The organism is Pseudomonas sp. D3-10 (assembly GCF_051132175.1).
In the GTDB taxonomy this organism is placed as follows: Bacteria; Pseudomonadota; Gammaproteobacteria; order Pseudomonadales; family Pseudomonadaceae; genus Aquipseudomonas.
In genome coordinates this window covers 2897617-2917506 of sequence record NZ_CP071668.1, presented here as the reverse complement: position 1 = coordinate 2917506, position 19890 = coordinate 2897617, and the positions used below count along the sequence as shown (strand labels likewise).

19 protein-coding genes are annotated in these 19890 nt (G+C 62.6%); 12 read left to right on the top strand and 7 right to left on the bottom strand.

What is annotated here, in order from left to right:
- Positions 1-66: 66 nt before the first annotated feature.
- Genes J3P90_RS13190 through phnE form a run of 4 tightly spaced genes read left to right on the top strand, consistent with a single transcriptional unit; the run spans position 67 to position 3297 of the window.
- Positions 67-918, top strand: coding sequence for a putative selenate ABC transporter substrate-binding protein (locus tag J3P90_RS13190; RefSeq protein ID WP_434674834.1), 852 nt, complete (start codon positions 67-69; stop codon positions 916-918).
- On the top strand, positions 915-1712 hold the full coding sequence (locus J3P90_RS13185; protein ID WP_434674833.1) for a phosphonate ABC transporter ATP-binding protein: 798 nt from the start codon (positions 915-917) through the stop codon (positions 1710-1712). The genes J3P90_RS13190 and J3P90_RS13185 overlap by 4 nt, the downstream gene beginning before the upstream one ends.
- On the top strand, positions 1706-2533 hold the full coding sequence (locus tag J3P90_RS13180; RefSeq protein ID WP_434674832.1) for a PhnE/PtxC family ABC transporter permease: 828 nt from the start codon (positions 1706-1708) through the stop codon (positions 2531-2533). The genes J3P90_RS13185 and J3P90_RS13180 overlap by 7 nt, the downstream gene beginning before the upstream one ends.
- Complete coding sequence (gene phnE, locus J3P90_RS13175; protein ID WP_434674831.1) at positions 2530-3297, top strand: phosphonate ABC transporter, permease protein PhnE; 768 nt, start codon at positions 2530-2532, stop codon at positions 3295-3297. The genes J3P90_RS13180 and phnE overlap by 4 nt, the downstream gene beginning before the upstream one ends.
- Positions 3298-3309: 12 nt before the next feature.
- Here the strand turns inward: phnE and J3P90_RS13170 are convergent, their stop codons facing one another.
- A complete protein-coding gene (locus tag J3P90_RS13170; protein ID WP_434674830.1) occupies positions 3310-4551 on the bottom strand; it encodes an OprD family porin in 1242 nt (413 codons plus the stop codon).
- Positions 4552-4881: 330 nt separating this feature from the next.
- Here J3P90_RS13170 and J3P90_RS13165 point away from each other — a divergent pair, with 330 nt between their 5' ends.
- From J3P90_RS13165 to J3P90_RS13130, 8 genes are all read left to right on the top strand, one after another.
- Positions 4882-5820 (top strand): LysR family transcriptional regulator, encoded by a 939-nt coding sequence (locus J3P90_RS13165; protein WP_420763952.1) that lies wholly within the window; start codon positions 4882-4884, stop codon positions 5818-5820.
- Positions 5821-5922: 102 nt separating this feature from the next.
- Complete coding sequence (locus J3P90_RS13160; RefSeq protein WP_434674829.1) at positions 5923-6726, top strand: putative hydro-lyase; 804 nt, start codon at positions 5923-5925, stop codon at positions 6724-6726.
- 26 nt (positions 6727-6752) lie between these two features.
- Positions 6753-7301 carry a hypothetical protein gene (locus J3P90_RS13155; protein ID WP_434674828.1) on the top strand — a complete coding sequence of 183 codons (549 nt, stop codon included), beginning with the start codon at positions 6753-6755 and terminating at the stop codon, positions 7299-7301.
- Positions 7302-7347: 46 nt separating this feature from the next.
- Entirely contained in the window at positions 7348-8289 is a 942-nt protein-coding gene (locus J3P90_RS13150) for a LysR family transcriptional regulator (protein ID WP_434674827.1), read from the top strand.
- An 87-nt stretch (positions 8290-8376) separates the two neighbouring features.
- Positions 8377-9753 carry a UDP-glucose dehydrogenase family protein gene (locus J3P90_RS13145; RefSeq protein WP_420763949.1) on the top strand — a complete coding sequence of 459 codons (1377 nt, stop codon included), beginning with the start codon at positions 8377-8379 and terminating at the stop codon, positions 9751-9753.
- A gap of 169 nt (positions 9754-9922) precedes the next feature.
- Positions 9923-10630, top strand: coding sequence for an HPP family protein (locus J3P90_RS13140; RefSeq protein ID WP_434564052.1), 708 nt, complete (start codon positions 9923-9925; stop codon positions 10628-10630).
- A gap of 133 nt (positions 10631-10763) precedes the next feature.
- Positions 10764-11870: an enoyl-CoA hydratase/isomerase family protein gene (locus tag J3P90_RS13135; RefSeq protein WP_434564053.1), complete on the top strand. Its 1107-nt coding sequence runs from the start codon at positions 10764-10766 to the stop codon at positions 11868-11870.
- Between the two features lie 2 nt (positions 11871-11872).
- Positions 11873-13024 carry an acyl-CoA dehydrogenase family protein gene (locus tag J3P90_RS13130; RefSeq protein WP_434674826.1) on the top strand — a complete coding sequence of 384 codons (1152 nt, stop codon included), beginning with the start codon at positions 11873-11875 and terminating at the stop codon, positions 13022-13024.
- Positions 13025-13149: 125 nt separating this feature from the next.
- Here the strand turns inward: J3P90_RS13130 and J3P90_RS13125 are convergent, their stop codons facing one another.
- The 6 genes from J3P90_RS13125 to J3P90_RS13100 all read right to left on the bottom strand — a co-directional run bounded on the left by J3P90_RS13125 (position 13150) and on the right by J3P90_RS13100 (position 19886).
- Entirely contained in the window at positions 13150-13923 is a 774-nt protein-coding gene (locus J3P90_RS13125; RefSeq protein ID WP_434674825.1) for an enoyl-CoA hydratase, read from the bottom strand.
- Positions 13924-13937: 14 nt separating this feature from the next.
- Positions 13938-15065 (bottom strand): acyl-CoA dehydrogenase, encoded by a 1128-nt coding sequence (locus J3P90_RS13120; protein ID WP_420763944.1) that lies wholly within the window; start codon positions 15063-15065, stop codon positions 13938-13940.
- Between the two features lie 9 nt (positions 15066-15074).
- Positions 15075-16262 carry an acetyl-CoA C-acyltransferase gene (locus tag J3P90_RS13115; RefSeq protein WP_434611457.1) on the bottom strand — a complete coding sequence of 396 codons (1188 nt, stop codon included), beginning with the start codon at positions 16260-16262 and terminating at the stop codon, positions 15075-15077.
- 11 nt (positions 16263-16273) lie between these two features.
- Positions 16274-17035, bottom strand: coding sequence for an SDR family NAD(P)-dependent oxidoreductase (locus J3P90_RS13110; RefSeq protein ID WP_434564055.1), 762 nt, complete (start codon positions 17033-17035; stop codon positions 16274-16276).
- A 16-nt stretch (positions 17036-17051) separates the two neighbouring features.
- Positions 17052-18716, bottom strand: a complete 1665-nt coding sequence (locus J3P90_RS13105) for an AMP-binding protein (RefSeq protein WP_434674824.1) — start codon at positions 18714-18716, stop codon at positions 17052-17054.
- Between the two features lie 153 nt (positions 18717-18869).
- A complete protein-coding gene (locus J3P90_RS13100; RefSeq protein WP_434674823.1) occupies positions 18870-19886 on the bottom strand; it encodes an AraC family transcriptional regulator in 1017 nt (338 codons plus the stop codon).
- Positions 19887-19890: the final 4 nt, after the last annotated feature.

Below are 19890 nucleotides of genomic sequence, written 5' to 3'. Positions count from 1 at the left end.
TCACAACGCGCCCGGCAAGAATGCCAGGTGATTGAACCTTTTTGCTTTCACGCACCGGAGATTTCCATGCTCAAGCGTTCCCTGGCTTTGGCCGTCGGTCTCACCCTGACCCTGAGTTCTGTCCTGGCGCAGGCCGCCGACACCCTGAAAGTCAGCGCGATTCCCGACGAAGCGCCGACCGAATTGCTGCGCAAGTTCAAGCCGCTGGGTGCTTATCTGGAGCAGCAGATCGGCATGAAGGTCGAGTTCGTACCGGTGAGCGACTACCCCGCGGTGGTCGAGGCATTGGCCACCGACCGCATCGACATGGCCTGGCTGGGCGGTTTTACTTTCGTCCAGGCTCGCCTGAAGACCGGCAACGCCATTCCATTGGTGCAACGTGAGCAGGACGCGCAGTTCACCAGTAAATTCATCAGTGCCAACCCGGCCGTCAAATCCCTGCGCGACCTGAATGGCAAGACCTTTGCCTTTGGCTCTGTTTCGTCTACTTCCGGCAGCCTGATGCCGCGTTACTTCATGCTCCAGGATGGCATCAAGCCGGAAATCTACTTCAGCCGCGTGGCCTACTCCGGTGCCCATGACGCGACGGCGGCGTGGGTTCAGGCCGGCAAGGTCGATGCCGGCGTGCTCAACGCCAGCGTCTGGGAAAAACTGGTGGCCGCCGGCAAGGTCGACACCAGCAAGGTCAAGGTCTTCGCCACCACCCCAGCGTATTTCGACTACAACTGGACGGTGCGCGGGACCCTCGACCCGGCGGTGGCCGCGAAGATCAAGGCCGCGTTCCTGGCGCTCGATCCGGCGAACCCAAAGGACAAGGAGATCCTTGATTTGCAAGCCGCCAGCCGCTTCATCGAAACCAAGCCTGAGAACTACAAGGGCATCGAAGAAGCCGCACGCGCCGCTGACCTGCTCAAATGACATTGCGTTTGACCCAGGCCAGCGTCATCCACGCCAACGGCGCCCAGGCGTTGCGCGGCGTGGACCTGCACCTGCGCGCGGGGGAACAGGTCGCGATCATCGGCCCGTCCGGCGCTGGCAAGTCGAGCCTGCTCAACGTCCTTGCCACCGCGCTGCGGCCAGGCAACGGTGAAGTAGAAGTGCTGGGCGAGCGGGCCTGGCAGCTGTCGGCGCGCCAGCGCCAACGCCTGCGTGCGCGCATTGGCTTGATTCATCAAGCGCCTCCCCTGCCCCCGCGCCAACGTGTGGTCACCGCAGTACTGGCCGGCAAGCTGGGGCAATGGGGTATCGGCAAAAGCCTGCTGAACCTGTTCCATCCGCTGGACGTGCGCGGGGCTCGGGCAGCCTTGGCCCGTCTGGACCTGGGGGAAAAACTGTTCGTGCAATGCCAGCAATTGTCCGGCGGGCAGCTGCAACGCGTCGGCATCGCCCGCGTGCTTTACCAGGCGCCGGAGGTGTTGCTGGCGGATGAACCGGTATCGGCGATGGACCCGGTGCTCGCCGAGCACACGCTCTCGGTGCTCTGCCAGCATGCCCGGGAGCAACAGGTCACCCTGGTGACCAGCCTGCATGCGGTGGACCTGGCGCTTGCGCATTTTTCGCGAATCATTGGTTTGCGTGACGGCCAGATTCTCTTCGACTTGCCGACCGAAGCGGTTGATCGCAAGCAGCTCGATGCACTTTATGCCAATGAGCAACTGGAGTCGCTGTCGAGCCCACCGCCGCCGTCGAGCGTGCAGATTCCCCGATGCTGACGCGTGACGCTCGGGACCCCGCCGCCCTCCCTCGCCTGTTCCTTGGCCTGCTGGCCATTGCCCTGCTGTGGCCGGGTATCCATTTCAGCGAATTGGACCTGGGTGTGCTGCTGGCCGGCGATAGCCAAAGCGAGATGGGCCGGTTCGCCGCCGCGTTCTGGCCGCCGGCCCATGACGAAACGTTTGTCGAATTGCTGCTGCAAGCCACGCTGCAGACGCTCGCCATCGCTACCGCCGGCATGGCCTTGGCACTGCTGTTGGCGGTGCCCGCGAGCCTGTTCGCCAGCCGGGCGCTGTCGTTGTCGGCCGCGTACCGCGCAGGCAGGCCTGGCCTTTGGGGTCAGTGGCTGCGTTGGCCGGTCCGTGGCCTGCTCATCTTCCTGCGCAGCGTGCCGGAGATTGTCTGGGCGTTGCTCTTCGTCCGGGCCGTCGGTCTTGGCCCCACCGCCGGGGTATTGGCCATCGCCATCACCTACAGCGGCATGCTGGGCAAGGTCTACGCGGAAATCTTCGAGTCGGTTGACCAGCGCCCCGCACACGCGCTGATGCAAGCCGGAAGCGGTCGGCTCGCCGCCTTCTGCTACGGCATCTTGCCCAACGTCGCCGCCGAGCTGCTGTCGTACACCGTGTACCGCTGGGAATGCGCCATCCGCGCCTCGGTGGTGATGGGCTTCGTCGGCGCTGGTGGACTGGGCCAACAGATGGACCTGTCGTTGCGCATGTTCGCCGGCGGTGAAGTCGCCAGCCTGCTGCTGACTTTCTTGATATTGGTGCTGCTCGCCGACCAGCTCAGTCGCGTGCTGCGCTGGAGGTTGGCATGAGTCGCCTGCTCAACGCGCTGTTGCTGCTGTGCATCGGCGCGGCCGTGGTTGCCTCGTTCGTCTATCTGGGTATCGACCTGGACGCCCTTGGCGAAAACTCGAATCTCAAGCAAATGGCCGCTTATGCCCAGCGTTTCCTGACCCCTGACCTGAGCCCGACCTACCTCAAGGCGATCGGCCATGGCGCGCTGGAAACCATCGCCATGTCCGCCCTTGGCACACTGCTCGCGGCAGTGCTGGGTTTGGCCTTGGCGCTGCCCGCCGCCGGGCGCCTTGGCTGGCCGTTGCAGAGCGTGTCGCGCCTGTTGTTGAACGCCTTGCGCGCGGTGCCGGAGCTGGTATGGGCCGCGCTGATGGTGCTTGCCGCCGGGCTTGGCCCCAACGCCGGTACGCTGGCGCTCGCCCTGCACACGGTCGGCGTGCTCGGTCGATTGTTTGCCGAAGCCTTTGAAAACACTCCGTCGCAACCCGCCGATGCCCTCCGCCTGCAAGGTGCCAGCGCCCTCTGGGCGTTCTGCTACGGCACGCTGCCCAACCTGATGCCGCAACTGTTGGCCTACACCTTGTACCGCTGGGAAAACAACATCCGCATGGCCAGCGTTCTAGGGTTCGTCGGCGCCGGCGGCCTGGGCCAGATGCTCTACGTCAGCCTCAGCCTGTTCCAGGAAGCCCAAGGCAGCACGGTGATCCTGGCGATGTTGCTGCTGGTCTTCACCGTCGATACGTTGAGCAGTTGGAGCCGTCAGCGTTGGGTCAAGGCTTGACGGCCTGGGGACTCACCACAACGCCATCGTATAGCTGACGATCAAACGGTTCTCATCCAGGTCATTGCCGAAGTTCGAACGCACCGTTGCATTGCGCCATTTGAAACCCAGCCCTTTCAAAGTGCCGTCTTGGATCACATAGGCAATGTCGGTGTTGCGCTCCCATTCCTGGCCCTCCCCTGGCGCGCTGCGTTGCACGTTGTCGCCACTGATGTAGCGGGTCATGAATGTCAGGCCCGGCACACCGAGGGCGGCGAAGTTGTAGTCGTAGCGGGCTTGCCAGGAGCGTTCGTCGGTGTTGGCGAAGTCGCCGATCTGCACGAAGTTGACCAGATAAGGATCGCTGCGGGAGATGTAGGGGAACGGATCGTCGCCGCTCATGCGCTGATAGCCCAGCCCGAACCCGTGGCCAGCGAGGCTGTAGGTGAACAGTGCGCCGAACGCTTGGTTATCGATCCCGCGGAAACTGCCGTCCTCGGTGCTGCGCGAGTAACGCACGTCGCTTTTCAGTGACTGGCCATCGCCCAGGTCCAGGGTGTGGACGAAGCCGAGGTAGTTCTGCTGGTAGATATCCTCGAGCTTGCCGTAGCGGTACTGCGCCGTGAGATTGGGCAGAAGCTGGTAGTCCGCCCCGGCGAACTGGAACCTGTCGCTGGTGCCGCCGATGCGATTGGCGGTCATGTCTTGATAGTCGGTGGAATCGACGAAATTGATCTGGGAGAGCTGCCCGGCGGTGAGCTTGAGGCGGTCGATTTCCTGCACGTTCAACAGCCCGCCCTTGAAGGTGCTCGGCAATAGGCGCGTGTCGTTGGAATTCACCACCGGGTCCTTGATCTGCAGCGTCCCGGCTTTCAGCGTGCTGTTGGACAAGCGCATTTTCGCGGTGAGGCCGACTTCGCCGTAGCGATCCTGGGAGCCACCGGACAGGTCCGCGGGCAAAAGATTGGTACCCGCCGTGCCGCCGCCCGAGTCCAGCTTGATGCCGGCCATGGCCAAGGCGTCGAGACCAAAACCCACGGTGCCGGCCGTGTACCCCGACTCCAGGCGCAACAAGAACCCTTGCGCCCATTCCTCGGCCTTGTCCCGAGCGCCCTCCTGCCTGAAATCGCGGTTGAAATAAAAATTGCGAGCTTCCAGGCTGGCCTTGCTGTCGCCAATGAAATCGGCATGGGCCACCGGCGCGCCGATCAGGCCCAGGCCGAGCAAGGGACCAATGGGCGAACGGCTCCAGTGGGTATCGATGAAACAGGGCATGGCGTGCTCCTTTTTGTGGGCGCGAACGATCCCTTCGGGGACGGCGTACGCGCCTCGCTTATTATTTGGGGCAGTGCGGATACTGTGGCGAGTGAGCTTGCTCCCGCTGCGCCGGTCCGACGCCTCGGGCGCAGCGGCGCCATTCACGGTGAGCGCTGCGCGCTTAAGCGAGCAAGCTCCCTCGCCACGGGGCGGATTCTTCGCAGTGGCGCGATACAGCGTCAAACGGGAAAAACCCAGGCGCGTACATAAGAAAATTTGATGCGCGCCGAAGCCCTATCTGGAGTAACAATTGCAACGATAAGAACGATAAACGCCAAGAGAGCCACCATGAACCTCAAGTTCCTCGAAACCTTCGTCTGGGTCGCTCGCCTGCAAAGCTTCAGCCTGACCGCCGAAAAGATGTTCAGCACCCAGGCCGCGATTTCCAGTCGGATCGCCTCGTTGGAAGACGAGCTGGGCCTGCGCCTGTTCGTGCGTGATTCACGGGGCGTGTCATTGACCCCGGAAGGCACCAAGGTCCTTGAATATGCCGAGCGAATGCTCGACGTCCAGCGCGAGTTGAAGCAGTCCCTGGACAACAGCACCCCACAGCAAGGCCTGGTGCGCATCGGTGTGATGGACACGGTGATTCACACCTGGCTGAGCCCGTTGATGTCGATGCTGATGCAGGCGTTTCCCGCCGTGGAGATCGAAATCACCGCCGACGCGGCGCGAAATCTTTGTGAGCAGCTGCAAAAAGGTTACCTGGATATCGCCTTCCAGACCGACCTGGTCCGCCACGAAAGCGTGCGCAATCTCGAGCTGGGGCATTACCCGATGCACTGGATCGCCGCCAGCCAATCGATTTACGCCCGGCCCTACGCCTCGCTGGCGGAAATGGCGAGCGAGCGCATCATCACTTTCGTCAAGCATTCACGGCCTCACCAGGATGTGCTCAACCTGCTGTATGCCCATGGCGTCGGTACGCCGAGGGTCAGTTGCGTCAATTCGGTATCGGCGATGACGCGACTGATACGCGACGGTTTCGGCATTGGTGCGCTGCCCGCGGCGCTGGTGACCAAGCCGCTGGCCCGTGGCGAGTTGATCCAGCTGGAACCGGGCGCGCCCCTTCCCCAGCTCGATGTCGTCGCATCGTGGCGGGCCGGCGTGGGGCTCGAACTGATCGAAAGCATCGTGCACATGAGCCGCCAAGTGGTCTGCCAGTACGCCACGGACGTCGGACCGCAACGCATGGTCGCGGTACCGGGGCTGTCGACGGTCGAATAACTTTTACTTGTCAGGGGGTAGCAATTTTCCTTGTTGGACGCCATCGCCGGGATTTTCTAAAAAGGACTCACTCAGAAAAAGAACCCAACGGAGCCCCTTGCGATGAGTCCATCAGCCCTGTCCCTCGAGCAACTGCAGCAGTGTTCACCGCAAGCCTTGCGCCAGAAAATCGCCGCCGGGCAATACCACGGCCATACCAGCGGCCTGGGCCAGGGCCGGGTCCAAGCCAATATCGTGATTTTGCCGGGAGACTGGGCCGACGAGTTCCTGCGCTACTGCACGCTCAACCGTCAGGCTTGTCCGGTGCTGGACGTGACGGAACCGGGTGACCCCTTCCTGCGCAACCTGGGCGCTCCCATCGACATCCGCCACGAGGTCCCAAGCTACCGGGTCTTTCACCACGGAGAGATAAGTGAGGAACCTTCGGACATCGAACACCTTTGGCGCGATGACCTGGTGACTTTCGCCCTCGGCTGTTCGTTTTCTTTCGAGCAACCGTTGCTTGAGGCCGGAATTCGAATGAGGCACATCGACCTGGGTCGCAACGTCGCCATGTTCCGCACCAACATCGACACACGCCCCACCGCGCGGCTGTCTGGCAAAATGGTCGTGAGCATGCGCCCGATGAAAGCGGCGGCGGCGATCCAGGCGATCCAGATCACCGGGCGCATGCCCGGCGTCCATGGCGCCCCGGTACACATTGGCGATCCATCGCTGATCGGCATTGAGTCCCTGGAGACGCCGGACTACGGCGATGCGGTACCGGTCGAAAGCGATGAAATACCGGTATTCTGGGCCTGTGGCGTGACGCCGCAATCGGTGGTCCAGGCGTCGCGTCCGCCGCTGTGTATCACTCACGCGCCGGGTTGCATGCTGGTCACCGATCTATGGAACAGCGCATTGTGATGTATCGACCCGGAGACGGAGATTTGATGAACAGCCCGCGACGATCGATCGAGCAGTACATCCGCGCCAAGGACGGCAACCGCCCCCACCTGCTGGACCAGGCGTTTACCAATGACGCGACCCTGGACATGGTGGTATGCACCGGATCCATTTCATTCCCCGATCATGTCCAAGGCCGTGGCGCCATCGGTGATGTGCTGGTCAGCCGATTCAACCAGACCTTCGAGAACGTCTACACGTTTTGCCTGGATGCTCCTCCTGCGTCCAGCGCCGAGACGCTACAGTGCCGTTGGATGGTCGCCATGGCGGACAAGCACAGCGGTGAAGTCCGGGTCGGGTGTGGCCGGTATGACTGGCGATTCAGGCCCCAGTCATGGTTGGCTGAGGGACTCACCATCACCATTGCACACATGAAAACCTTGCCTGCAGACGATCTATCGGCAGTCATGGCCTGGGTGTCGCGTTTGGCGTACCCGTGGTGCAGCGTTGATGACGCCATGGATGCGGTGCCGGATTCAAGCGCGCTCAAAGACGTGATCCAATACCTGTCAGTCAGGCATGATCGAACGGTTTGATCGCCCTTGGATTTCCCTGCCTCTTCGTTTCAAGGAGCTGCCCGACATGAATATCAAGTTCCTGGAAACCTTCGTCTGGGTCGCCCGCTTGAAAAGCTTCCGGCTGACGGCGGAAAAGCTCTTCACCACTCAGGCGTCGATTTCCAGCCGTATCGCGGCCCTTGAAGATGAAATGGGCGTGCGCTTGTTCGTCCGCGATCCCAAGGGCGTGTCGCTGACATCCGAAGGCCTGCGGGTACTCGAATATGCCGAGCGCATCATGGAAACCATGCAAAGCATGAAGGCGGTGATCAAGGATCCCCGTCAGGTGCGCGGTCGGATCCGCATCGGCGCGATGGACACGGTGATCCATACCTGGCTCAGCCCGTTGGTGACACGGCTGATGGAATGCTACCCGGCCCTGGAAATCGAGTTGTCGGCCGATACCGCGAGCAACCTGTGCTCGCAGCTGGAAAAAGGCTATCAGGACATCATCTTCCAAACCGACATCCTGCGCCTGGACAGCGTGCGCAATACGCTTTTGACCCGTTATCCGATGCATTGGGTGGTGCGCACCGGCTCCGCCTATGACCGCGATTATGCTTCGCTGGAAGAATTATCCCAGGAGCGCATCGTGACCTTTTCGCGCAACTCGCGTCCGCACCAGGACGTCCTCAACCTGCTGCACTCGGCCAATATCGTCTCGCCGCGCATCAATTGCGTGAATTCGGCGTCGGCCATCACGCGGCTGGTGCGCGACGGCTTTGGCATAGGCGCCATGCCCGCGGCCCTGGTTCAAGGCGAACTGGCCCAGGGCACGTTGAGGCTGGTGGATGGCGTGCCGCTGCCCTCGGTGATGGACGTGGTCGCCAGCTGGCGCACCGGCGCGGGCATGGAGCGGGTCGAAGACATCGTCACCCAGACCCGGGAGGTGGTTGAAGAATTCAGCGCGCAACTGCCTGCCCAATACCGGCTGGCGGCGGACCCTGCCCCGGCAGGCTGTCAGTGAACTGCAACATCCCCGCCCTATCCTGAAACGAGCGCACCGCGGTGTACCGCTGGGTGCGGCCGCTCGGGATGGTCCAGGGAGTTCGCCATGAAGATCAGCGTGTTCGGCAGTGGTTACGTTGGATTGGTGCAAGCCGTCGTCTTGGCCGAGGTCGGTCATGACGTGGTGTGCATGGACATCGACGAGCAAAAGATCGAGAACCTGCGCCAGGGCCAGGTGAGTATTTTCGAACCCGGCCTGGCGACGCTGGTACGCGAGGGGCTCGATGCCGGGCGCTTGCGTTTTACCAGCGACGAACAAATGGCCGTCCGGCATGGGCAGGTCGTGTTCATCGCCGTCGGCACGCCGTCCAGGGAAGACGGCTCGGCGGACTTACGCCAAGTCCTCGCCGTCGCTGAAGCCGTTGCCCGCTACGGCGAACAGCCGCTGGTGGTGGTGGAAAAGTCCACCGTGCCGGTGGGCACTGGCGATATCCTGCGCGCCCACATCGATAAGTGCCTGCTCAAGGCCGGGCGCCTGCTGCAATTCGATGTCGTGTCCAATCCCGAATTTCTCAAGGAGGGCTCCGCGGTCTCCGATTGCCGGCGTCCCGATCGCATCGTGATCGGCTGTGAGCGCGAGGAAGTTCGGGAAACCATGCGCGAGCTGTATGCGCCATTCAACCGCAACCACGACCGGATCCTGTTCATGGACGTGCGCAGCGCCGAGCTCACCAAATACGCGGCCAACGGCATGCTGGCGACCAAGATCAGCTTCATCAACCAGATCGCCGAACTGGCCGAACACCTTGGTGCCGACATCGAGTCGGTGCGCCAGGGCATAGGGGCTGACTCGCGCATCGGCTATCACTTCATTTATCCCGGTTGCGGCTACGGCGGTTCGTGCTTCCCCAAAGACATGCGGGCCTTGATCCATACAGCGCAGCAAGCCCATTGCGCCAGTGACCTGCTGCAGGCGGTGGAGTCCATCAATCTGCGGCAGAAACACAAACTGTTCGAACGCATCAATGCTTACTACCAGGGCGACTTGCACGGAAAGACCTTTGCCCTGTGGGGCCTGGCCTTCAAGCCCAACACCGACGACATGCGCGACGCCCCCAGTCGCATGCTCCTGGAAGCGTTGTGGGCGGCTGGGGCCAACGTCCGCGCGTTTGACCCCGAAGCAATGCAACAGACCCAGCTGCTCTACCCCAACGAGCCGAAACTGATGCTGATGGGAACGCCAGAGTCAGTCCTGGCCGGCGCCGATGCGTTGATCATCTGCACCGAATGGCAGTCGTTCAAGGCCCCCGATTTCCAGCTGATCCGGCAGCGCCTGAACGCACCGGTGATTTTTGATGGGCGAAACCTCTATGAACCGGAACGCATGGCGGACAGAGGTTTCGTCTATTTCCCGATGGGCCGCGGACAGTCATGCAGCTTGCCCATTGCCCACCAGCCTTGGTTACAAGCCAGAAGCGCTTGATCAAACTGCAAAATAAATGAACTCAACCAGCATTAATATGAATTTGTAAGCAAGAGAGCCGAGCGGCACACTGTGCTCCGTTCCTCCCCCAAATGTTGGAACACTTAAAGGGCTTTCTGGGATTCTCCCGTAAGCCCCTTTTTTTGTTGGCTTTTTGGATCTCCGCTTAATGTTTTCTCGCTGGTTCCCCGCTGCTATCAATACCCGTCCCACCGAATGGAGCCGTGCCGCGATCGGCATGGCTTTAGGAACAATGTTCAGTGTCTGGCTCTGCGGCCAGGTGTTTGGCCTCGAAGTGGCGCAACACCTGATCGGCCCTCTCGGGGCCTCGGCGGTATTGTTGTTCGCCGTGTCGTCGGGCGCCCTGGCCCAGCCTTGGTCGATTTTTGGCGGTTACCTCTGTGCTTCAGTCGTGGCGTTGCTGGTCGCCCATGTGCTCGGCCGAACACTGGGCAGCGCTTGCCTGGCGGCGGGCATGGCGCTGGTTCTGATGTGCTGGCTGCGTTGCCTGCACCCGCCGGCGGGGGCCTTGGCGGCCACGCTGGTGCTGGCGGATCATTCGATCATTGCCCTGGATTGGCAGGCGCTTGGCGCTTCGATGCTGGCCGGCTCCGGTCTGCTCGCCTTCGCATTGGCCTACAACAACCTGACGCGCGTACGCTACCCCAAGCGCGCCAGCGAGCCGGTCGCCGCCATTCCGGCCGACCACCCGCCCGTGGATCGCCAGGCCATCACCGCCGAAGACTTGAAGCTTGCGCTCGAGGAAATGGAAGCGTTCTTCGACGTAACTCCCGAGGATCTCGAACAATTGATCCACGCCAGCGAGCGCCATGCCAAGCGCCGCAGCATCACGGAGGTGCTGTCGGGTCGCGGTTGAGCCTGTGGCTGCTATAAATATGCAGACAGGACCTGCACGTATTCCGGTTGTGCAATGCAAATTTGCACTGTTACGATCCCGACCGGGTACGCGCGACCTTATTTATAAAGACAATAAAAGCAGGGAGTTAGCGATGACAGCTCAGGTTTCATCCCAAGCTGCGGACGGCGTCGAGACCGCGCCATACGAGGTGCTGTTCGAAGTCCGCAACCACATTGGCCACTTGACCCTGAACCGCCCCGCCGGCCTCAATGCCCTTACCTTGGGCATGGTGCGCAGCATGCAACAGCAACTCGATGCCTGGGCGCAGGATGCGCAGATTCGCGCGGTGGTCCTTCGCGGTGCCGGCGACAAGGCGTTCTGTGCCGGCGGTGATATCCGCTCGCTGTACGACAGCCACAAGCAGGGCGATACCCTGCATGAAGACTTCTTCGTCGAGGAATACGCCCTCGACTTGACCATCCACCACTATCGCAAGCCCATTCTGGCCCTGTTGGACGGTTTCGTGCTGGGCGGCGGCATGGGCCTGGCGCAAGGCGCCGACCTGCGGGTAGTGACCGAGCGCACTCGCCTGGGCATGCCTGAAGTGTCCATCGGTTATTTCCCGGACGTGGGCGGCAGTTATTTCCTGCCGCGCATTCCCGGTGAGCTGGGGATCTACCTGGGCGTCAGTGGTGTGCACATCCGCGCCGCCGACGCGTTGTACTGTGGGCTCGCCGACTGGTACCTCGATAGCCGCAAGCTTGCCCAGCTCGATGAGCGTCTCGATCGACTTGAGTGGCGCGATACCCCACTCAAGGACTTGCAAAGCCTGCTGGCAAAAATGGCGGTTCAACAGCTACCTGCCCCGCCCCTCGCCGATTTGCGGTCCGTCATCGACCATTTCTTCGCTCTGCCCGATGTGCCGAGCATGGTCGAGCAGTTGCGTCAGGTCACGGTTGCCAACAGCCATGATTGGGCGATGGAAACCGCCAATCTGCTGGAAACCCGCTCGCCGTTAGCCATGGCGGTGACCCTGGAAATGTTGCGTCGCGGCCGTCACTTGAGCCTGGAAGACTGTTTCGCCCTCGAGCTGCACCTGGACCGCCAATGGTTCGAGCGCGGTGACCTGATCGAAGGCGTACGCGCCTTGCTGATCGATAAAGACAAGCGCCCGCGCTGGAACCCGCCGACCCTGGAGGCGCTGGACGCCTCGGTCGTGGCGAGTTTCTTCGACGGCCTCGACTACCACGGGAATTGATCATGCAAGACCTTGAGCTGACCGAAGAACAAGTGATGATCCGCGACATGGCCCGTGACTTCGCCCGCGGTGAAATCGCGCCCCACGCTCAGGCCTGGGAGGAAGCCGGGTGGATCGACGACGGCCTGGTGGCGAAGATGGGCGAGTTGGGCCTGCTGGGCATGGTCGTGCCGGAGGAATGGGGCGGCACCTATGTCGATTACGTGGCCTACGCCCTCGCCGTGGAAGAAATCTCCGCTGGCGACGGTGCCACGGGCGCATTGATGAGCATTCATAACTCGGTGGGGTGCGGGCCGGTCCTCAATTTCGGCACCGAAGAGCAGAAGCAGACGTGGCTGGCGGATCTTGCCAGCGGCCAGGCGATCGGCTGCTTTTGCCTGACCGAACCCCAGGCCGGCTCCGAAGCCCACAACCTGCGCACCCGCGCCGAGCTGCGGGACGGCCAATGGGTGATCAACGGCGCGAAGCAGTTCGTCAGCAATGGCAAACGGGCGAAGCTGGCGATCGTCTTCGCTGTGACCGACCCGGACCTGGGCAAGAAAGGCATCTCGGCGTTCCTGGTGCCGACCGATACCCCGGGCTTCAACGTCGATCGCTGCGAACACAAAATGGGCATTCGCGCTTCCGACACCTGCGCGGTGACATTGAGCAACTGTACCGTGCCCGAGGCCAATCTGCTGGGTGCTCGAGGCAAAGGCCTGGCCATTGCGCTCTCCAACCTCGAAGGCGGTCGCATCGGCATTGCCGCCCAGGCACTAGGCATCGCCCGCGCAGCGTTCGAAGCGGCATTGGCCTACTCCCGCGATCGTGTTCAGTTCGACAAGCCGATCATCGAGCACCAAAGCATCGCCAACCTGCTGGCCGACATGCACACCCGCCTGAACGCCGCCCGCCTGCTGATCCTCCACGCCGCGCGCCTGCGCAGCGCTGGTAAACCGTGCTTGTCGGAAGCGTCGCAAGCCAAACTGTTTGCTTCGGAGATGGCCGAGAAAGTCTGCTCGTCGGCGATACAGATCCATGGGGGGTACGGGTATCTGGAGGATTATCCGGTGGAGCGCTACTACCGGGATGCGCGGATTACCCAGATCTACGAAGGATCTAGCGAAATACAACGCATGGTCATTGCCCGCGAACTCAAGCACTACCTGGCGTAACGGCGGGAAAAACATCGCGAGCTAGCTCGCTCCCACAGGGTTTGGAGGCGTACGCAATGGCGCGTACACCTCAGATCCACTGTGGGGGCGAGCTAGCTCGCGATGGGGTCAGTCGGAACGCCGCTTTACTTGTCCTGGAACGCCGCCGCACGCTTGGCCACGAACGCCGCCATGCCTTCCTTCTGATCCTGCGTCGCAAACGCGGCGTGGAATACCCGCCGCTCGAAACGCACGCCTTCGGACAGGCTGACTTCAAAAGCGCGATTGACGCTTTCCTTGATCATCATGCTGATAGGCACGGACTTGGAGGCGATCAGTGCCGCCGTCTTCATTGCATCGTCCAGCAGCTCATCAGCCGGCACGATCCGCGCAACGATGCCGCAACGCTCGGCCTCGACCGCATCGATAAAACGCCCGGTGAGGCACATTTCCATAGCCTTGGCCTTGCCCACGGCGCGGGTCAGACGCTGGGTGCCGCCCATGCCCGGCAGCACGCCGAGGTTGATTTCCGGCTGGCCGAACTTGGCGTTGTCACCCGCCAGGATGAAGTCGCACATCAACGCCAATTCACACCCGCCGCCCAAGGCAAAACCGTTCACCGCCGCAATGATCGGCTTTCGGCGATTGGCAACGCGGTCGCTGTCGCTGAACAGATCGTCCAAATAGATTTGCGGGTAGGTCAGCTCGGCCATCTCTTTGATGTCGGCGCCGGCAGCGAAGGCTTTTTTCGAGCCGGTCAGCACGATGCAACCGATCTGCGGGTCCGCCTCCAGGCTGTCCAGCGCCTGGTTTAGCTCGCTGACAATCCGCGCGTTGAGCGCATTCAGCGCCTGAGGACGGTTTAGCGTGATCAGGCCGACGCGGTCCTTGATCTCCAACAAAATCGTTTCGTAATTCATGCAGGATTCCTTGTTCAAAGATTGCGCGAAATGACCATGCGTTGGATATCGCTGGTGCCTTCGTAAATCTGGCAGACCCGCACGTCGCGGTAGATGCGCTCCAGCGGGAAATCGTTGAGGTAACCGTAGCCGCCCAGGGTTTGCAGCGCCATGGAGCAGACCTTCTCGGCCATTTCCGAGGCGAACAGTTTGGCCATGGATGCTTCCACCAGCGCCGGCTGGCCGCCATCGCGCAGGGCTGCGGCATGATGAACCATCTGCCGTGCCACGGCGATCTGAGTCGCCATGTCGGCCAGGCGGAACGCCACGGCCTGATGTTCGATAATCGGTTTGCCGAAACTCTGGCGCTCACGGGCATAGTCGCGCGCCGCTTCGAATGCCGCGCGGGCCATGCCCACCGACTGCGCGGCAATGCCAACCCGCCCGCCTTCCAGGTTCGCCAGGGCGATCTTGTAGCCCTCGCCCTCTTCTCCCAGGCGATTGGCGACGGGCACCTTCAGGTCCTCGAAGAGGATCTGGCAAGTGTCGGAGGCGTGCTGGCCGAGTTTGTCTTCGACCCGCGCAACGCTGTAGCCCGGCGAGTCGGTGGGCACGATGAAAGCACTGATACCGCGCTTGCCGGCGCTCGGATCGGTGACCGCAAACACGATGACCACCCCAGCGTTCTGCCCGGACGTGATGAACTGCTTGCTGCCGTTGAGCACGTAATGGTCGCCCTCCAACCGCGCCCGGGTCTTCAAGCTGCTGGCGTCGGAGCCGGCCTGAGGCTCGGTCAGGGCAAAGGCGCCGAGCATCGTGCCGCTGGCCAGGGGTGTGAGGAACCTGGCTTTCTGCTCGTCAGTGCCGAACTTCAGGATCGGCACGCAACCCACCGAGTTGTGCACACTCATGATGGTCGAGCACGCGCCGTCGCCGGCGGCGATTTCTTCCAGCGTCATCGCGTAGGCCAGGTAACCGGTGTCGCAGCCGCCCCACTGTTCCGGCACCAACATGCCGAAAAAGCCCAGCTCGGCCATTTCACCAATGGCCTCCTTGGGAAAACGATGCTCGCGGTCCCATTCAGCCGAGAACGGTTTCAAACGCTCCTGGGCGAATTGCCGAGCCATGTCGCGGATTTGTGTCTGTTCTTCAGTCGGGAGCATGGGAGTTCCTTAGTACAGGCATTCAACGGCCATGGCCGTGGCTTCGCCGCCGCCGATGCAGATGGCCGCGACGCCGCGCTTGAGGCCCTTCTGGCGCAGGGCCGACAACAAGGTCACCAGGATCCGTGCGCCGGATGCACCGATCGGATGGCCCAGGGCGCAGGCGCCCCCATGGACGTTGACCTTGTCATGGGGGATTTCCAGCTTGTCCATCGTTACCACGCCCACCACGGCAAAAGCTTCGTTGACTTCGAACAGATCAACCTCGTCCAGCGACCAGCCAGTCTTGCCCATCAGCTTCTTGACCGCGCCAATCGGCGCCGTGGGAAACAGGCCCGGGGCGTCGGCAAAGGCCGCATGGCCATGGATGACCGCCAGCGGTTTGAGGCCGCGCTGTTGCGCCTGGCTCTGGCGCATCATCACCAGGGCTGCGGCGCCATCGGAAATCGAGCTGGAGTTGGCCGCCGTCACGCTACCGCCTTCGCGGAACGCCGGTTTGAGCGTGGGGATCTTGTCGATGCGTGCCTTGGGCGGTTGCTCGTCGTGGCGAACGGTGACCTGTTCCTTGCCGACCATGACCTGCAACGGCACGATTTCGGCATCGAAACTGCCATCCTCGATTGCCTGTTGCGCGCGGGTGGTGGACGCGATGGCGAAGGCATCCTGGGCCTCACGGCTGTAGCCGTTGGCCTCGGCGCAGTCTTCGGCAAAGGTGCCCATCAGGCGCCCCTTGTCGTAGGCATCTTCGAGGCCGTCGAGGAACATGTGGTCCAGCACCTTGCCGTGGCCCATGCGCAAGCCGGCGCGAGCACGGTCCAGCAGGTACGGGGCGTTGGACATGCTTTCCATGCCGCCCGCCACCACGACGTCGGCGCTGCCGGCGACGAGCATGTCATGGGCGAGGATCGCTGCTTCCATGCCCGAACCGCACATCTTGTTGAGTGTGGTGCAACGGGTCGATTTGTCGAGCCCGGCGCCGAGGGCTGCCTGCCGTGCCGGCGCCTGGCCTTGGCCTGCGGCGAGCACACACCCGAACAACACTTCTTCGACCGCGTCCGGTGCGATGCCGGCACGCTCCACGGCAGCCTTGATGGCGGCGGAACCCAGCTGCGGCGCGGTCAGACTTTTGAGTTCGCCCTGGAAGCCGCCCATCGGGGTGCGGACAGCGCTGACGATGACAATTGGATCATGGGACATGACAAATCCTCCTATTTGGCGGCCATGCGCAAGGCGCCGTCGAGACGGATCACCTCGCCGTTGAGCATGCTGTTTTCAATGATATGCCGGACCAGCGCCGCGTACTCGGCGGGTTTGCCCAGGCGCGGCGGGAACGGCACGCCGGCGGCCAGGGAGTCGCGCACTTCCGGGGTCATGCCGGCCATCATCGGGGTTTCGAAAATGCCCGGCGCGATGGTCATCACACGGATGCCGAAGCGTGCCAGCTCACGGGCGGCCGGCAGGGTCAGGCTGGCGATCGCGCCCTTGGATGCGGCATAGGCTGCCTGGCCGATCTGGCCGTCGAAGGCCGCCACCGACGCGGTATTGATGATCACACCGCGCTCGCCGTCGGCGTTGGCTTCGGTTTCGGCAATGGCCGCAGCGGCCAGGCGCAACAGGTTGAAACTGCCGATCAGGTTGACGTTGATCACCTGGCTGAAACTGGCGAGGGCGTGAGGACCGTTCTTGCCGAGGATCTTCTCGCCGCGCACGATCCCTGCACAGTTGACCAAGCCGTTGAGGCCACCAAACGCATCGACCGTGGCCTTGACCGCCGCTTCGGCGGCTGCTTCGTTGCTGATGTCCGCGACCACGCTCTGGCAGCCAAGCTTTTGCGCCTGGGCGGCCACGGCGTCGGCGTTGAGGTCCAGCAGCATCACCTTGGCGCCGGCCTTGACCAGCATTTCACCGGTGGCCGCGCCGAGGCCGGAAGCGCCACCGCTGACGAGGAATATCTTGTTGTCGATCTGCATCATGGTTTCCTTGGATTCAAGCTGAAACGTTCTTCGCCGCAGCCTCTTGAGCTTTGGCGATTTCCTGGTTGCGCAAGATAAAGCGCTGCAATTTGCCGCTTGGGGTTTTCGGCAAGTCGCTGACAAATTCGATCTCTCGCGGATACGCATGGGCAGCGAGGCGCTTGCGCACGTGCAGCCGCAGTTCTTCGGCCAGCTCTGGCGCGGCGCGGTACTGGGCGCTGAGCACCACAAAGGCTTTGACCAGCTCGGTACGTTCCGGATCGGGCTTGCCGACCACGGCAGCTTCGACCACAGCCGGATGCTCGATCAACGCGCTTTCCACATCGAACGGGCCAACGCGATAGCCGGACGTGGTGATCACGTCATCGCTGCGCCCGACGAAGCTGATGCTGCCGTCCGGATTGAACTCGACGGTGTCGCCACTCAGGTAATAATCGCCGACGAAGGCCTTGGTCGGCCCGCCCTGGTAGCCGGCGAACCAACACATGGGTGACTGGCTACGGTCGACCGCAAGAATGCCCGGTTGGCCGACGCCCAACTCCTGATGGCTTTCATCCAGCACCACGATGCGATGGCCCGGCGAGGCAAAACCCGCGGCGCCCTGGTGCACCGGATGCTTGAGGCCGTGGTGATTGCACAGCACCATGCCCAGTTCAGTCTGGCCGTAATGGTCGTGGATCACCACATCCAGGTTGTCGGCGAACCAGCGGATCACTTCCGGATTCAGCGGCTCGCCGGCGCTGCTGACGATGCGCAGCTTGCCTTTGATTGAGCGGGCGAACTGCTCGCCGCCAGCGATCAGCAGGCGATAGGCCGTTGGCGAGCCCGCGAGGTTGGTGATCCCGTATTTATTGATGACCCGGCAGGTGCTGTCCAGGGTGAACGGGCCGTCGTAGAACGTGATCGGATGCCCCATCGCCAAAGGCCCGGTCACGCCAAAATAGATGCCGTAGGCCCAGCCGGGATCGGCAACGTTCCAGAACGCGTCTTCGGGGCGCAGGTCCACGGCGTCGCGCATGTAGCTCTGGAACGCCACGATCGCCTTGAGCGGCACCGACAACGCCTTGGCCGGGCCGGTGGTGCCGGAGGTGAACATCAGCAGGAACGGGTCTTCGCCAGTCAGCATCAGGGGTTCGCACTGGTTGGGCTGATTGGCGACTTCGGCCCAGAAGCTGAAATCGCCACGAACGATGCCCTCGCCCTTTTTCCCGCCGACCGTGACGACGATGGGGCAATCGGCAACCTCAATGAGTTTTGGACGGTTGACGGCGTCAGTGACCACAACCCGTGCCCCGGAGCTGCCGAGGCGGTGTTCGATGGCTTTTGGGCCGAACGCGGTGAACAGCGGCTGGTATACCGCGCCGATGCGCCAGGTGGCGAGTACCACGATCAGTAATTCGGCAGTGCGCGGCAACAGGCCGGCCACCCTGTCACCCTTGCCGACGCCCTGGGCGCGCAGGAAATTGGCGAAGCGCGCCGCGTTGTCCTGCAGGTCACGGTAAGTCCAGGTCGCGTCACTGCCGTCACGGCCCTCCCAAAACAAGGCGATGCGCCCCGGCAAGGTGTGCCTGTCGCAGCATTCGACGCAGGCATTGAGCGCTTCGAGCGAGCCGTGCAACGAGGCATTGACGGTGTTCAGGTAATCGAACTGCGACGTGGCGGACGAATAATCGCGCATGACCAGAATCCCTCTGTACTTTTTATTGGTGGGGGGAACCGTGAATAGCAGGGAAATACTCGCGCCGAAGAGGCGGCGCGGCAATGGTCAAAGCCTTCAAGTTGCTTGACTGGTTTGGCCATGGACCAAAGTAGGCGTTGGCTGTGCGGGCCGTCAGCCCGCCTCGTTGAGAATCAAGCTGCGATAGTGCCCAGGATTGGACCCGGACCACTTGCGAAACGCCTTGTAGAACGAACTGGCGTCGGCGAACCCCAGGCGCGAGGCGATTTCCACGAAACTGATGGAAGGTTCGGCCAGCCAGGCAATGGCCAGCTCCTTGCGGACGCCGTCCTTGAGGCCCTGGTAGGTTTGCCCCTCCTCTGCCAGGCGTCGGCGCAGGGTCGAGGCGGAAACGCATAACCGCTGGGCCAGGGCCTCGGTTTCCGGCCACTGCTCGGCGGGCAGCTGGCGCAGGTCATGGCGGATGCGGCTGGAGAGGCTTTGCGGGTCGCGGTACTTGACCAGGATATTCGCCGGTGCCTGGGCCAGGAAGCGCTTGAGCTCCTCGGGACTGCGGCGGATGGGCAGGTCCAGGCAGTCGGCGGAAAAGATCATCCGCGTACGGGGCCGGTCGAAGCGCAGGTTCTGGGAGAACATGACGCGGTAATCATCACAGAAGTCAGGCTGCGGGCACCGCAACTCGATGGACAGGATCGGAATGCGTCGCCCGGCCAGCCAGCAGGCCACGCCATGGACGATCATCCAATAGGTGAAATACGTGAAGGCCCGGCGCGGTGTCTGGTCTTCTTCGAGCAGGACAATTTCCGCCAGGCTTTGTTGGCGAGCCCATTGCGCCGGCAGGTGTTCGAGCATCAGCGAAAGGAACCCCAGCCCCGCCGTCAGCCCGGACGCCAATGTCGGCTGGGCCATGGCGCAGCGGCACAGAAAGGCCAGGCTGCCGGACTTGAGCTTGCGCGGGTCCATGCCGAAAAATTCATCATCCAGGCGCCTCGCCAGCAGGCGCCAAAGCTGCGCATAGGCATGGGCCGGGACCCGCGCCAGGGCATCGCCGAGCAACGCCGGGTCGATGCCGACTTTGCGCAGCACCTCGTCGGTCGCAGCGCCAGGGGCACAGCTTTGCAGCAGTGCTTCGCGCACCAACTGGACCGAGATGGTGTCTTTTTCCGACATGGCC

What these genes read in the sequence shown, in the direction of transcription:
- J3P90_RS13190 (WP_434674834.1), top strand. Translation starts at nt 67, where the DNA reads ATGCTCAAGCGTTCCCTGGCTTTGGCCGTCGGTCTCACCCTGACCCTG.
- J3P90_RS13185 (WP_434674833.1), top strand. Translation starts at nt 915, where the DNA reads ATGACATTGCGTTTGACCCAGGCCAGCGTCATCCACGCCAACGGCGCC.
- J3P90_RS13180 (WP_434674832.1), top strand. Translation starts at nt 1,706, where the DNA reads ATGCTGACGCGTGACGCTCGGGACCCCGCCGCCCTCCCTCGCCTGTTC.
- phnE (WP_434674831.1), top strand. Translation starts at nt 2,530, where the DNA reads ATGAGTCGCCTGCTCAACGCGCTGTTGCTGCTGTGCATCGGCGCGGCC.
- J3P90_RS13170 (WP_434674830.1), bottom strand. Translation starts at nt 4,551, where the DNA reads ATGCCCTGTTTCATCGATACCCACTGGAGCCGTTCGCCCATTGGTCCC.
- J3P90_RS13165 (WP_420763952.1), top strand. Translation starts at nt 4,882, where the DNA reads ATGAACCTCAAGTTCCTCGAAACCTTCGTCTGGGTCGCTCGCCTGCAA.
- J3P90_RS13160 (WP_434674829.1), top strand. Translation starts at nt 5,923, where the DNA reads ATGAGTCCATCAGCCCTGTCCCTCGAGCAACTGCAGCAGTGTTCACCG.
- J3P90_RS13155 (WP_434674828.1), top strand. Translation starts at nt 6,753, where the DNA reads ATGAACAGCCCGCGACGATCGATCGAGCAGTACATCCGCGCCAAGGAC.
- J3P90_RS13150 (WP_434674827.1), top strand. Translation starts at nt 7,348, where the DNA reads ATGAATATCAAGTTCCTGGAAACCTTCGTCTGGGTCGCCCGCTTGAAA.
- J3P90_RS13145 (WP_420763949.1), top strand. Translation starts at nt 8,377, where the DNA reads ATGAAGATCAGCGTGTTCGGCAGTGGTTACGTTGGATTGGTGCAAGCC.
- J3P90_RS13140 (WP_434564052.1), top strand. Translation starts at nt 9,923, where the DNA reads ATGTTTTCTCGCTGGTTCCCCGCTGCTATCAATACCCGTCCCACCGAA.
- J3P90_RS13135 (WP_434564053.1), top strand. Translation starts at nt 10,764, where the DNA reads ATGACAGCTCAGGTTTCATCCCAAGCTGCGGACGGCGTCGAGACCGCG.
- J3P90_RS13130 (WP_434674826.1), top strand. Translation starts at nt 11,873, where the DNA reads ATGCAAGACCTTGAGCTGACCGAAGAACAAGTGATGATCCGCGACATG.
- J3P90_RS13125 (WP_434674825.1), bottom strand. Translation starts at nt 13,923, where the DNA reads ATGAATTACGAAACGATTTTGTTGGAGATCAAGGACCGCGTCGGCCTG.
- J3P90_RS13120 (WP_420763944.1), bottom strand. Translation starts at nt 15,065, where the DNA reads ATGCTCCCGACTGAAGAACAGACACAAATCCGCGACATGGCTCGGCAA.
- J3P90_RS13115 (WP_434611457.1), bottom strand. Translation starts at nt 16,262, where the DNA reads ATGTCCCATGATCCAATTGTCATCGTCAGCGCTGTCCGCACCCCGATG.
- J3P90_RS13110 (WP_434564055.1), bottom strand. Translation starts at nt 17,035, where the DNA reads ATGCAGATCGACAACAAGATATTCCTCGTCAGCGGTGGCGCTTCCGGC.
- J3P90_RS13105 (WP_434674824.1), bottom strand. Translation starts at nt 18,716, where the DNA reads ATGCGCGATTATTCGTCCGCCACGTCGCAGTTCGATTACCTGAACACC.
- J3P90_RS13100 (WP_434674823.1), bottom strand. Translation starts at nt 19,886, where the DNA reads ATGTCGGAAAAAGACACCATCTCGGTCCAGTTGGTGCGCGAAGCACTG.